The organism is Bradyrhizobium sp. UFLA06-06 (assembly GCF_054820065.1).
This window is the reverse complement of sequence record NZ_JADFUD010000032.1, coordinates 58,065-70,666: the sequence shown is the minus strand read 5'-3', so window position 1 is coordinate 70,666 and position 12,602 is coordinate 58,065. Positions and strand designations below refer to the sequence as shown.

Genomic DNA, 12,602 nt, shown 5'->3' with positions numbered 1-12,602 from the left:
AATGATCATGCATCAGCATGCACTGATTTTGTTATGCATGAACAGCCCCGTTCCATGGCCGCAGCACATATCTCATGTTGCGCATGCGAGGCCTTGTTCTCTGCGAGGCCTTTGTTGCTCTGCGAGGCTTGCCGAACCCCGGCATCTTTGAAACGGTGGCGCGCAAAGGGAGACCAAGGATGATTACAGTCGAATCCGCGTTCACGACGGAAATCGTGGAGAACGGCGATCTGCTGGTGGGTCCCTGGCGCAGCCCGAAGCAGATGCTGCAGGCCCAGACCTACGATTCCCACGCTTCGATTCACGACGACGCAACCGCGCAGAAGCTCGGCTTCCGCGGCGGCACGATCGAGGGACCGACCCATTTCAGCCAGTTCGCGCCGCTGTGCGAGCGGATCTGGGGCCGCGCCTGGTTCATGACCGGATGCCTCTCGGCGCATTACCGCAACCCGGTGTTCGAAGGCGAAGAGGTGCAGGCCCAGATCGAGAAGCCGAAGCCCGGCCAGACCGTTTGCACGATCGCGATGATCAAGCGCGACGGCACCGAGATCCTGCGCGGCACCGCCTCGATCGACGGCGACGGCAGCGAGACGGCGCTCAGCCACCGGCTCGGCGAATTGAAGCCGCTGACCGATCCCGTGATCCTCGCCGACATCAAGGTCGGCATGAAGACGCCGCGGCAGGCGATCAAGATGGATTTCGACCAGAACATGGGCGATCTCTATCCGTTTTCGCTGGCCGACAAGCTCAAGGTGATCACCGAGCCATCGGACTATTATTCGCTGGAGCACAATCCCTGGGGCCGCGCCATCATCCCGATGGAGATGCTGAGCGTGCTGTTCCAGTACCGCGCGCGCGAAGACCGGCTGCCGGTCCGCGGCCCCGCGGTCGGGCTGTTCGCCGACCAGGAGATCCGCCTTTTGCGCGGGCCGCTATTCCCCGGCGAGACCTATTGGGTCGAGCGCGAGGTCGTGGCGCTCTCGGGCAGCAAGCGCACCGAGAGCATGTGGGTGCGCTTGACCGTGTTCGATGCCGACAACGCCTTGGTTGCGACCATGCTACTCAACGGCGCCAGCATGAAGGACTCCTACGCCAACTACGACAGCGAACACAAAGCCCTCTACGGCTGAAACAACAGCCGCCTCTTCCGCAAGCCGCCGAAAAAAGGACAACAACAATGGCCCGCCTGCCCTATCTCGAAGCCGATCAGGTCGCCCCCGAATATCGCGACATGCTCAAGCGCAACACCAATCTGCACAAGCTCCTGGTGAACTCGCCGGACATGGCGCGCGCCTTCAACGGCGTCGGCGGCTATATCCGCTTCAAGAGCAAGCTCGATCCGCGCTTACGCGAACTCGCGATCCTGCAGGTCGGCTGGCTCGAGCAGTCGGAATACGAGTTCACCCACCATGTGAAGATCGGCAAGGAGTTCGGCGTCACCGACGAGGACATCCGGGGCTTGATCGCGGAGACCGATGGTAGACCCTCGAAGCTCGAGCCGCTGGCGAAGGCGATCCTCAAAGGCGCCCGCGAGATGGTGCGCGAGCTCGCGATGTCGGATGCGACCTTCGCCGAGATCAAGCAACATCTTTCCGACGAGCACATGACTGACCTCGTGCTGACGATCGCGTTCTACTGCGCCGTGGTGCGCGTGCTTGCCACCATGCAGATCGACAACGAACCGCACTACAAGGAGGTACTGCAGCAGTACCCGCTACAGGGAGTGAAGTGACATGCGCCTGCAAGATCGCGTCGCCATCGTCGTTGGCGCCGGCCAGAGCCCCGGCGAGGGCATCGGCAACGGCCGCGCCACCGCGCTGACCTTCGCGCGCGAAGGCGCCAGGGTGCTGTGCGTCGATTACAATCTGGCTTCGGCGCAGGAGACGGTCGACCTGATCGCGGCCAAGGGCGGGACTTCAGTCGCCTTCAAGGCCGACGTCACCAAAAATGCCGACATCAAGGCGATGGTGGCAGACGCACATGGCCGCTGGGGCAGCGTCGACATCCTGCACAACAATGTCGGCGTCAGCCTCTCCGGCGGCGATGCCGAACTGCTCGACATATCGGAGGAGGCGTTTGATCGCTGCGTGGCGATCAATCTGAAGAGCTGCATCCTCGCCGCCAAGCATGTGATCCCGATCATGCGCGCGCAGCAGCGCGGCTCGATCATCAACATCTCGTCGATGGCCGCGATCACAACCTATCCTTACGTCGCCTACAAGGCGACCAAGTCGGCGATGATCGCCTTCACCGAACAGCTCGCCTACCAGAATGCGCAATATGGCATTCGCGCAAACGTGATCCTGCCGGGATTGATGAACACACCGATGGCGGTGGACACGCGCGCCCGCGAATTCAAGAAGAGCCGCGCCGAGATCGAGGCCGAGCGCGACAGCAAGGTGCCGCTGCGTCACAAGATGGGCACCGGCTGGGACGTCGCCAATGCCGCGCTGTTTCTTGCCTCCGATGAGGCCAATTTCATCACAGGTGTGACGTTGCCGGTCGATGGCGGCGCAAGTGTGCGTCGCGGTTAACCGCGACGAACCTATGTGACGATGCCGGTTAATCACTGTGACGACATCACGCGTCAATGCGCCGCAATGATTCGAAAAAATTGAAGTATTCCAATGACACGGCGATGTGACGACGCGTCCACATAAATCGAAATCCTGACTCGTTGTGGTCGCACGAAATTCATCTGCGCTCTGTATCTCGCACGCCAAGAACTTCTGGAGTGCCTGGACCGATGAGCGAAGAATTCGAACTCAGACCCGATCAGTGGGATGCGCTGAAAGCGTTGCGGGCCCCCGCAGCAAACCCTTCACGGCTGAACCGGTTTGCCGTCGAAAGCCTGGTCACGCTCGGCTATGTTGCGGTGCGAGGAGACTCGTTCGAGCTGACGCCCGCGGGCCGCAAGGTGCTGGTCCGCGGTTCGTCACTGCTGCTGCTCGATATCGCAGCCTGATCCTTCGAAGCTGACATCAAGCTTACACACGCGGCATCATGCCGCGTGTGCTTTTCCGGGGATGGTCGTCTCGCCGTGCTGCGTCAGCGGCTTCATCCCGGTGAGGCTGCGCAGCAGCACATAGAACACCGGCGTCAGGAACAGGCCGAACACCGTGACGCCGATCATGCCGGAGAACACCGCGACGCCCATCGCGCGCCGCATCTCCGAGCCCGCACCGGTCGACAGCACCAGCGGCAGCACGCCCATGATGAACGCCATCGACGTCATCAGGATCGGCCGCAACCGCAACCGGCTCGCCTCGATCGCGGCACGGATCGGTGACCGCCCGGCGAATTCGAGCTCGCGCGCGAATTCGACGATCAGGATGGCGTTCTTGGCCGACAATCCGACCAGCACGATCAGGCCGATCTGGGTGAAGACGTTGTTGTCGCCCTTCGACAGCCAGACCCCGAACATCGCGGCCAACAGCCCCATCGGCACGATCATGATGATCGAGAGCGGCAGCGCCAGGCTTTCATAGAGCGCGGCGAGCACCAGGAACACCAGGAGGATCGCCAGCGGAAACACCCAGATTCCGGAATTGCCGGCGATGAACTCCTGATAGGTCAGGTCGGTCCATTCGAAGGCGAATCCGGGCGGCAGCACTTCGGCCGCGATCCGCGTCGCCGCCTCCTGCGCCTGGCCGGAGGAATAGCCCGGCGCGGCGGCGGCGTTGATGTCCGACGACAGGAAGCCGTTGTAGCGGATCGCACGCTCCGGACCTGCGCTCTGGCGGACCTTCAGCAGTGCCGACAGCGGCACCATGTCACCCGACGACGAGCGCACCTTCAATTGCCTGATGTCGTCGGCACGCGCGCGGAACGGCGCGTCCGCCTGCACATAGACCGAATAGGTGCGGCCGAATTTATTGAAGTCGTTGACGTAGTAGGAGCCGAGATAGATCTGCAGCGTGTTGAAGACCTCCGTGACCGGCACGCCGAGCTGCAACGCCTTGGTGCGGTCGATGTCGGCGAACAGCTGCGGCACGTTGACCTGGAAGCTCGAGAACACGCCGGCGATCTCCGGCGCCTTCTGCATCGCCGCCATGAACGCCTTGGTCGCGTCGTTCAGCGCCTCATAGCCGAGGCCGGCGCGGTCCTCGATCTGGAGCTTGAAGCCGCCGATGGTACCGAGGCCGTTGACCGGCGGCGGCGGGAACATGGCGATGAAGGCATCCTGGATGCCGGCATATTTCTTGTTCAGCGCCGCCGCAATCGCCGGACCACTGAGCGAGGGATCCTTGCGCTCGTCGAACGGCTTCAAGGTCGAGAACACGATGCCGGCGTTGGAGGAGTTGGTGAAGCCGGAGATCGACAGGCCGGGGAACGCCACCGAGCTTTCGACGCCGGGCTGGGTCAGCGCGATGTCGCTCATCTTGCGGATCACTTCCTCGGTGCGGTCGAGCGTGGCGCCGTCAGGCAGCCGCGCGAAGCCGACCAGGTACTGCTTGTCCTGACCAGGCACGAAGCCCGACGGCACCTGCTTGAACAGCACGCCGGTCAGGCCGATCAAGAGCACGTAGAGGCCGATCACCACGGCCTTGCCGTAGATCACCTTGGTGACGGTGCGGCCGTAGTTCTCGGAGGACTTCGTAAAGACCTTGTTGAAGCCGCGGAAGAACCAGCCGAGCGATCTTTCCATGACCCGGGTCAGCCAGTCCTTCGGCTCGTGATGGCCCTTCAGCAGCAGCGCCGACAGCGCCGGCGACAGCGTCAGCGAATTGATCGCGGAAATTACGGTCGAGATCGCGATGGTCAGCGCGAACTGCTTGTAGAACTGTCCGGTGAGGCCGGAGATGAAGGCGAGCGGCACGAACACGGCGATCAAGACCAGCGCGATCGCGATGATCGGGCCGGACACTTCGCGCATCGCCTGGTTGGTAGCGTCGCGCGGCGACAGGCCGGACTCGATGTTGCGCTCGACGTTCTCGACCACGACGATGGCGTCGTCGACCACGATGCCGATCGCCAGCACCAGGCCGAACAGGCTGAGTGCGTTGATCGAGAAGCCGAACACATGCATCACCGCGAAGGTGCCGACGATCGACACCGGGACCGCGATCAATGGAATGATCGAGGCGCGCCAGGTCTGCAGGAACAGGATCACGACCAGCACGACGAGCGCGACCGCCTCGAGCAGCGTGTGGATGACGGCCTCGATCGACGAGCGCACGAATTGCGTCGGATCGTAGACGATCTGGTACGACACGCCTTCCGGCATGTTCTTCTTGATCTCGGCCATCGTCGCGCGAACATGGTCGGAGATCTCCAGCGCGTTCGAACCGGGCGCCTGGAAGATCGGGATCGCGACCGCCTGCTTGTTGTCGAGCAGCGAGCGCAGGCCGTATTCGGAGGCGCCGAGCTCGACCCGCGCGACGTCGCGCAGCCGCACCACCTCGCCGGCCGAACCGGTCTTCACCACGATGTCGCCGAACTGCTCCTCGGTCGACAGCCGTCCCTCGGCGTTGACGGAGAGCTGGAGGTCGATGCCCTTGACGCTGGGCGAGGAGCCGACCACGCCGGCGGCGGCCTCGACGTTCTGGGCCTGGATCGCGCGCACCACATCGCTCGCGGTCAGGCTATGCTCGGCGGCTTTCCGCGGGTCGACCCAGACCCGCATCGAATAGTCGCCGGCGCCATAGAGCTGGACGTCGCCGACGCCGTCGATCCGCGCCAGCCGGTCCTTGACGTTGAGCACCGCGTAGTTGCGCAGATACGTCATGTCATAGCGGTTGTTCGGCGACAGCAAATGCACGACCATGGTGAGGTCGGGCGAGCTCTTCTTGGTGATGATGCCGAGCTGGCGCACCACGGCCGGCAGGCGCGGCTCGGCCTGCTGCACGCGGTTCTGCACCAGCTGCGTCGCCTTGTCGGGGTCGGTGCCGAGCCGGAACGTCACCGTCAGCGTCATCGCGCCGTCGGTGGTCGCCTGGCTCGACATATAGAGCATGCCTTCGACGCCGTTGATCTGCTCCTCGATCGGGGTCGCGACGGTCTCGGCGATCACCTTCGGATTGGCGCCGGGATAGGTTGCGCGCACCACGACCGACGGCGGCACCACGTCAGGATATTCCGAGATCGGCATCGCCAGCAGCGAAATCAGGCCGGCCAGGAAGATCAGGATCGAAAGCACGCCGGCGAAGATCGGCCGGTCGATGAAGAATTTTGAGAGATTCATGGCTCCGCCCCCGCGCGCAGCGCCTAGCGCCGCACGACGTGCTGGTTGGTTTCAGTGGATGCCTGCTGCATGCCGCGCGCGCCCATTTCGGCGACTTCCATCTTCAGAAGCGCACCCGGACGCACACGCTGCAGGCCGTTGACGACGATGCGGTCGCCGGATTTCAGGCCGGCGGTCACAATCCGCAGGCCATCGACCGCGCCGCCAAGCGTGACGGAGCGATAGACCGCGCGGCTGTCGTCGCCGACCAGCATGACGAACTTCTTGTCCTGGTCGGTGCCGACGGCGCGCTCGTCGATCAGCACCAGCGTCTGCTGCTTGGGCTGGCCCATGCGCACGCGGGCGAACTGTCCCGGGATCAGCCGGCCGTCATCGTTCTTGAACACGGCGCGGACGCGGATGGTGCCGCTCTGCCCGTTGACCTGGTTGTCGATCAGCTGGATGTGTCCCTTGGCGCCGAGGCCGCCCGACGTCACCATGTCGACCGGAATCTGGTCGAGATTGCCGCGCTTGCCGGAGGCGTCCGCGATCGAGTTCAGCGCGCGCAGCACGACTTCCTCGTCGGCATCGAAGCTCGCATAGATCGGATTGACCGAGACCAGCGAGGTCAGGACCGGCGAAGACGTACCTGCCGCGACGAGATTGCCGACGGTGACCTCGATCCTGCCGACCCGGCCGTCGACCGGTGCCCGCACCTCGGTGTAGTCGAGATTGAGTTTGGCCGTCTGGAGCGCGGCCTCGGCGGCCTTGACGTTGGCGACTGCCTCGCGATTGGCGTTGTCGCGCTGGTCGAAATCGCGCTTGGTCACGATGTTGTTGCCAACCAGCTGCGCGCCGCGCTCGACTTCGCTCGTGGTGAACACGACGCGGGCCTTGGCGGCCTCGAGCTGCGCCTGGGCGCGATCGACCTCGGCGGCGTAGGGCGCAGGGTCGATCTTGAACAGAATATCGCCGGACTTCACCAGCGCGCCCTCGGTGAAGTTGGTCGAAAGGATCGCACCGGCCACCCGCGGCCGGAGCTGGACACGATCGACGGCTTCGAGCCGGCCCGAAAAGTCATCGAACAGCGTGGTCGGCCGCGGCTGGATCACGGCAACGGTGACCGGGACCGCCGGCTCGGGAGCCGCGGCAGTCGCGGTCGCCTGTGCGGCATGAAAATAGTGGCCGGTCGCGATCGAACCGGCCACCGCGAGGGCGCCAAGGATCACGATACCGCCGACGACACGTCGGAAGCGGCCGGAACGGGGATTTTGGGTTGACGAGGGCATTCAGGCGCTCCAGATATCTGTAGTGTTCGCTACAGATGTGGAGCTGGACGCCGGTTCGCAAGATACTTATGTATCGAGCACTATGAATTTCTTATCTCATTCATGGGGAAATGGGAAGTCGCGGAAAAACATCACGTGCAACAAGAGGATAAGCCAGGGACAATCCGTCATAGAAACGGCACCCGGCTTACGGAGCAACGAAAAATGGGAATGGGACGCCCCCGCGCTTTCGACGCGGACGCCGCTTTGGACCAGGCCATGGATGTGTTCTGGCGCCACGGTTACGAGGGCGCGACGATCGCCCAGCTCACCGAGGCGATGAACATCAATCCCCCGAGTCTCTATGCTGCCTTCGGCAGCAAGGAGGGCCTGCTGAAGGCCGCGCTCGACCGTTACACCGAGAAGCGCGACGCCTGGATGGAAAAGGTTTTGGGCGCCGCCACCGCCCGAGAGGTAGCCGAACGATTTCTGATGGAGCACGCGGACGCCCAGACCGATCCCGCCAACCCGCCGGGCTGCCTGCTGGTGCAGGGCGGCCTTGCCTGCGGCACCGGCTCGGAGAATGTTCCATTTGAACTGGCAGCTCGCCGCACCCGAACCGAGGACCAGTTGCACGAACGTTTCGTCCGCGCGAAGGCCGAACGCGACCTGGGTGAAAGCGCCGATCCGGCCACCCTTGCCCGCTATCTCTCCGCGGTGACATCAGGCATGTGCGTGATGGCCTCCTCGGGCGCCGACCGCAACGCGCTGCGCGAGATTGCAGCGGTGTCGCTGAAGGCGTTTGATGAGCAGGCGAAGGGGTAGAGCAGTTCACGTCAAGCGCCTGCGAACCCCAACGAAGTTGGGAGTGACCGGGGATGAATCATTGGACCGGCTGGCTGCCGGGTCTCGACACGCTGCGTCGATATCAAGCGGCGTGGCTCCCACACGACATCGTCGCCGGGCTGGTGCTCGCGACCATGCTGGTCCCGGTCGGCATCGCCTATGCGGAAGCATCCGGCCTGCCCGGCATCTACGGGCTCTATGCGACGATCGTTCCGCTGCTCGTGTACGCGCTGTTCGGGCCGAGCCGCATCCTTGTCCTTGGACCTGACTCGGCGCTTGCGGCCATCATCCTCGGCGTCGTGGTTCCGCTGTCGGGCGGCGATCCGATGCGTGCGGCAACCCTGGCCGCCATGATGGCGGTCGTCTCCGGAACGATATGCATCGTCGCGGGCATCGCGCGGCTGGGATTCCTGACCGAGCTTCTCTCCAAGCCGATCCGCTACGGCTACATGAACGGAATAGCCCTGACCGTGCTGATCAGCCAGCTGCCAAAGCTGTTCGGCTTTTCCATTGAAGGCGATGGACCTCTGCGCAGTCTCTGGGCGGTCATCGGAGCAATCGTCGACGGAAAGACGCATTGGGCGACCCTCGGGATCGGCACCGCGACGCTGGCGGTGATCCTGCTGCTCGCCCGGAACAAGCGGCTGCCGGGCATTCTGATTGCCGTCGTCGCGGCGACGGTCATCACCGGCGTTTTCGATCTCGGGGCACGCTTCGGCGTGACAGTCCTGGGTTCGCTTCCCCAGGGCCTGCCGGGATTTGCCATTCCCCGGATCGGCTATGGCGACATCGTGCAGGTGCTGATCGGCGGCAGCGCCGTCGCGCTGGTGTCGTTCGCCGACACCAGCGTGCTTTCGCGCGCCTATGCGGGACGATTGGGCGATCGTGTTGATCCCAACCAGGAGATGGTGGGGCTCGGCGCGGCCAATCTGGCGGCCGGCTTTTTTCAGGGTTTTCCGATCAGCAGCAGCGGATCGCGCACGCCCGTTGCGGAAGCTGCCGGAGCGCGCACTCAATTGACCAGTGTCATCGGCGCGCTTGCCATCGCCTTTCTGCTGCTGATAGCGCCGAACCTGCTCCAGCACCTGCCCAACGCCGCGTTGGCCGCCGTCGTCATCGCCGCCGCACTCGGCCTGTTTGAGGTCGGCGACCTCAGGCGAATCTACCGCATTCAGCAATGGGAATTCTGGCTATCGATGGTCTGCTTTGTCGGCGTGGCCGTGCTGGGCGTGATTCCCGGAATAGGCCTCGCCATCGTGCTCGCCATCGTCGAGTTCTTGTGGGACGGCTGGCGGCCGCATTCCGCAGTGCTGGGCCGCGCCTCCGGCGTGAAGGGCTATCACGACATCACGCGATATCCGGATGCGCGCCAGATCCCCGGCCTGGTGCTGTTCCGGTGGGATGCGCCGCTGTTCTTTGCCAATGCCGAGTTCTTCAAGGAACGCGCGCTGGATGCGGTGGCGAAATCTCCGACGCCGGTGCGCTGGCTGGTGGTCACGGCCGAGCCGGTCACCAGCGTGGACGTGACCGCGGGCGACATTCTCGCCGAGCTCGACGAGGCGTTGCACGCACAGAAGATCGAGCTGTGCTTTGCCGAGCTCAAGGATCCTGTCAAGGACAAGCTGAAGAAATTCGGCCTGCTGGCGCAACTCGGCGAGAACAACTTCTTCCCGACCATCGGCGTCGCCGTTGCGCGCTACCTCGAGATCAATGCTGACGTGACCTGGGAGGACTGGGAAGACCGGGCTGAAGCCTAAGGCGCGATGGGTCCAATCGTCTGCGCGCTAAAGCGCTTTTGTTTGAGCATGATCTCCGCGCAAACGCTTCGCGTTTGTCGCAGGGAAAACCGCTTCGCACTTTTCCGGATCATGCTTCCCAGCCGTCCGCGCGGATCACCACATCGTCTGCCGCGCGCGCTCCGGCCATTCGCGATCGTATTTTTCGCCGCCAACCGTGTGCTCGCTCATCTCGGCGAGGATCTGGCCCGGCGTCGGCAACGCCGTCGGATCGACCCGCTTGTCCGGATTCCAGAGATCGGAGCGCACGATCGCACGGGCACACTGGAAGTAGATTTCATCCACGGTCATCACGATCACCGTGCGCGGCGCCTTGCCTTCCATCATGAAGGAGGCGAGCAGCTCCGGCTCCGCCGTGACATGGGCTCGGCCGTTGACGCGCAGCGTGCTGCCCGAACCCGGAATCAGGAACAGCAAGCCGATGCGGGGATCGCGAACGATGTTGCGCAGCGAATCGCAGCGATTGTTGCCGCGGCGATCCGGCATCATCAGCGTCTTCGCATCATGGATGCGCACGAAGCCCGGCAGGTCGCCGCGCGGCGAGCAATCGAGCCCTTCGGGGCCTGCGGTCGCAAGCGACACGAACGGCGACTTCTCGATGAGCACACGATAGAGCGGCGTCACTTGATCGGCGACCTTCACGGTCGACGCGTCATTCGGGAAGCCGTAGATCGCCTCAAGTTGCTCGACCGTTTCGATCACCGACATTCGTGCCGTTCTCCTCTTCTTTTTGACGCGTTTTCTTCACGCGAACCGGTATCCACTTCGCTCGAAAACGCTCTAGTCGTCCCAGCGTTCGCCTTTGATGATGCGGACAAGCTGTCGCGCATGATAGTCGGCGGTGCCGGAATTGACGATGGTGAAATCGGGCGTCGACGTGCTCTCGTCGACGGTGCGGGCCAGCCGCTGCTCGAGAAGGCCGTCGCTGCTGCGCGCCCGCATTGCGAGCCGCGCAACCAGCACCTCCGGCGGCGCCGTGACCAGCACCACGACAGCATTGGCATAGTTGCGGCGCGCCGCCGCGATCACGGTGCGCGAGACGTTCGCGATCACGGTGCGTCCTGCAGCGATATCGTCGTTGATCGACCGCGACAGCGCGTAGCGATGGCCGTGCGCTTCCCAGTGCATGGCGTAGTCACCGGCAGCTACCGCGCGCTGGAAGCTTTCCGCGCTGACCTCCTCATTGTCCTCCGACGCCGAGGCCTGGCGGGTGATCAGCCGGCGGGGAAACACGACATCGCGATCATCGCCACAGGCCGCCTTGGCGAATCCCAGCAGCGTGTCCTTGCCGGCGCCGCTCGGGCCGACCACCAGGATCAGCCGGCCGGGACCGCTTCCGGCGCGCCGATCGGCGACGACGGATGCATCGGTCATGCGACCCTCCCTCCTTCGCGCCAGACGCTGCGCACGACAGGCAGGTCGCGCGCGACGTGCACGCGGATCAGATCGGCACGCCGGCCGACCGCGATCTCGCCGCGGTCGTTGAGCCCGACCGCCTCGGCCGGTGTCTTGGTCACGGTGCGCACGGCGGAGGCGAGATCGATCGCCGGCACATGCCTCGGCAATTGCAGCGCCGCCATCAGCAGGCTGGACGGAATGTAGTCCGACGACAGGATATCGAGCATGCCCTCATTGGCGAGATCGACCGCTGCGATATTGCCGGAGTGCGAGCCGCCGCGCACCACATTCGGCGCGCCCATCAGGATGTCGATGCCGGCGGCGTGCAAGCCCCGCGCGGCTTCCATCGTGGTCGGGAATTCCGCCACCGCGACCTTGTCGTTGACGGCGTCGACCACGTTCTCGTCGGTGGTGTCGTCATGGCTCGCCAGCGGGATCCGGTATTCATGCGCCAGCGCGACGATGGCGCGGGTGTTCGCCACCGCATATTCCTTCTGATAGGCGAAGCGGCGCGCGAACAGCACGTCGAGCTGGGCGTCGGTCATGCCGCCGCCCTTGCCGCGGTAGTAGTCGCGCAGCTTCACCTCGTCGCGGAACTGGCGCTGGCCCGGCGTGTGGTCCATCAGCGACATCAGCCGCACGTCCGGCCGGTCGATCAGTTCCTTGGCCTCGGCAACCACATCCGGCATCGGCACCTCGCAGCGCAGATGCAGGAAGTGATCGGCGCGCAGCAGATTCTCCTCGCGCGCCGCCGCGATCGCCGCCGCCAGCACGCCGGCGCGGCCGTCGACATCCTCGGCGCCGTCCTCGCGCCAGACCCGCAGCGAATCCAGCACCGTGGTGATGCCTGAGGTCGCGAGCTGACCGTCATAGGAGATCACGGCCGCGACCGGATTCCAGAACACCTTCGGCCGCGGCACATAGTGCATCTCGAGATGGTCGGTGTGCAGCTCGATCAACCCGGGCATCAGGAGGTCGCCGCCGGCATCCTCGGCGGCCTCGGGCGCCCTGCCCTCGCCGAACTCCGCGATCCTGCCGTCGGATATCGCGACCCAGCCCTGCTCGATCACGCGATCGGCGAGAACCAGCCGGGCGTTGCCGATGATGGTGTCTTGCTTGGCGGTCATTTCA

The 12,602-nt window shown here is 64.3% G+C and carries 11 protein-coding genes; 6 read left to right on the top strand and 5 right to left on the bottom strand.

Going from position 1 to position 12,602, the window contains the following annotated elements:
• The first annotated feature begins 179 nt into the window (after window positions 1–179).
• From IF803_RS25515 to IF803_RS25500, 4 genes are all read left to right on the top strand, one after another.
• Window positions 180–1,130 carry a hypothetical protein gene (locus IF803_RS25515; RefSeq protein ID WP_461193920.1) on the top strand — a complete coding sequence of 317 codons (951 nt, stop codon included), beginning with the start codon at window positions 180–182 and terminating at the stop codon, window positions 1,128–1,130.
• Between the two features lie 47 nt (window positions 1,131–1,177).
• Window positions 1,178–1,732 (top strand): carboxymuconolactone decarboxylase family protein, encoded by a 555-nt coding sequence (locus IF803_RS25510; protein WP_461193919.1) that lies wholly within the window; start codon window positions 1,178–1,180, stop codon window positions 1,730–1,732.
• Between the two features lies 1 nt (window position 1,733).
• Window positions 1,734–2,534, top strand: coding sequence for an SDR family NAD(P)-dependent oxidoreductase (locus IF803_RS25505; RefSeq protein WP_461193918.1), 801 nt, complete (start codon window positions 1,734–1,736; stop codon window positions 2,532–2,534).
• A gap of 212 nt (window positions 2,535–2,746) precedes the next feature.
• Window positions 2,747–2,965 carry a hypothetical protein gene (locus IF803_RS25500; RefSeq protein WP_016845043.1) on the top strand — a complete coding sequence of 73 codons (219 nt, stop codon included), beginning with the start codon at window positions 2,747–2,749 and terminating at the stop codon, window positions 2,963–2,965.
• 36 nt (window positions 2,966–3,001) lie between these two features.
• On the opposite strand, the gene IF803_RS25495 is transcribed toward IF803_RS25500, so the two are convergent.
• Complete coding sequence (locus IF803_RS25495) at window positions 3,002–6,184, bottom strand: efflux RND transporter permease subunit (protein ID WP_461193917.1); 3,183 nt, start codon at window positions 6,182–6,184, stop codon at window positions 3,002–3,004.
• Between the two features lie 23 nt (window positions 6,185–6,207).
• Window positions 6,208–7,452 carry an efflux RND transporter periplasmic adaptor subunit gene (locus tag IF803_RS25490; RefSeq protein WP_461193916.1) on the bottom strand — a complete coding sequence of 415 codons (1,245 nt, stop codon included), beginning with the start codon at window positions 7,450–7,452 and terminating at the stop codon, window positions 6,208–6,210.
• A gap of 204 nt (window positions 7,453–7,656) precedes the next feature.
• Here IF803_RS25490 and IF803_RS25485 point away from each other — a divergent pair, with 204 nt between their 5' ends.
• Entirely contained in the window at window positions 7,657–8,256 is a 600-nt protein-coding gene (locus IF803_RS25485; RefSeq protein WP_028339538.1) for a TetR/AcrR family transcriptional regulator, read from the top strand.
• Window positions 8,257–8,309: 53 nt separating this feature from the next.
• Window positions 8,310–10,034, top strand: coding sequence for a SulP family inorganic anion transporter (locus IF803_RS25480; RefSeq protein WP_461193915.1), 1,725 nt, complete (start codon window positions 8,310–8,312; stop codon window positions 10,032–10,034).
• A gap of 135 nt (window positions 10,035–10,169) precedes the next feature.
• Here IF803_RS25480 and IF803_RS25475 read toward each other — a convergent pair whose 3' ends face one another.
• The 3 genes from IF803_RS25475 to IF803_RS25465 form a co-directional block, all read right to left on the bottom strand.
• Window positions 10,170–10,781, bottom strand: coding sequence for a pyridoxamine 5'-phosphate oxidase family protein (locus IF803_RS25475; protein ID WP_461193914.1), 612 nt, complete (start codon window positions 10,779–10,781; stop codon window positions 10,170–10,172).
• Window positions 10,782–10,853: 72 nt separating this feature from the next.
• Entirely contained in the window at window positions 10,854–11,447 is a 594-nt protein-coding gene (phnN, locus tag IF803_RS25470) for a phosphonate metabolism protein/1,5-bisphosphokinase (PRPP-forming) PhnN (RefSeq protein ID WP_461193913.1), read from the bottom strand.
• A complete protein-coding gene (locus IF803_RS25465) occupies window positions 11,444–12,598 on the bottom strand; it encodes an alpha-D-ribose 1-methylphosphonate 5-triphosphate diphosphatase (protein ID WP_461193911.1) in 1,155 nt (384 codons plus the stop codon). The genes phnN and IF803_RS25465 overlap by 4 nt, the downstream gene beginning before the upstream one ends.
• Between the last annotated feature and the right edge of the window lie 4 nt (window positions 12,599–12,602).

Coding starts and splice junctions, on each gene's coding strand:
- IF803_RS25505 (WP_461193918.1), top strand. CDS start 1,734: ATGCGCCTGCAAGATCGCGTCGCCATCGTCGTTGGCGCCGGCCAGAGC.
- IF803_RS25515 (WP_461193920.1), top strand. CDS start 180: ATGATTACAGTCGAATCCGCGTTCACGACGGAAATCGTGGAGAACGGC.
- IF803_RS25510 (WP_461193919.1), top strand. CDS start 1,178: ATGGCCCGCCTGCCCTATCTCGAAGCCGATCAGGTCGCCCCCGAATAT.
- IF803_RS25490 (WP_461193916.1), bottom strand. CDS start 7,452: ATGCCCTCGTCAACCCAAAATCCCCGTTCCGGCCGCTTCCGACGTGTC.
- IF803_RS25475 (WP_461193914.1), bottom strand. CDS start 10,781: ATGTCGGTGATCGAAACGGTCGAGCAACTTGAGGCGATCTACGGCTTC.
- IF803_RS25465 (WP_461193911.1), bottom strand. CDS start 12,598: ATGACCGCCAAGCAAGACACCATCATCGGCAACGCCCGGCTGGTTCTC.
- phnN (WP_461193913.1), bottom strand. CDS start 11,447: ATGACCGATGCATCCGTCGTCGCCGATCGGCGCGCCGGAAGCGGTCCC.
- IF803_RS25485 (WP_028339538.1), top strand. CDS start 7,657: ATGGGAATGGGACGCCCCCGCGCTTTCGACGCGGACGCCGCTTTGGAC.
- IF803_RS25500 (WP_016845043.1), top strand. CDS start 2,747: ATGAGCGAAGAATTCGAACTCAGACCCGATCAGTGGGATGCGCTGAAA.
- IF803_RS25480 (WP_461193915.1), top strand. CDS start 8,310: ATGAATCATTGGACCGGCTGGCTGCCGGGTCTCGACACGCTGCGTCGA.
- IF803_RS25495 (WP_461193917.1), bottom strand. CDS start 6,184: ATGAATCTCTCAAAATTCTTCATCGACCGGCCGATCTTCGCCGGCGTG.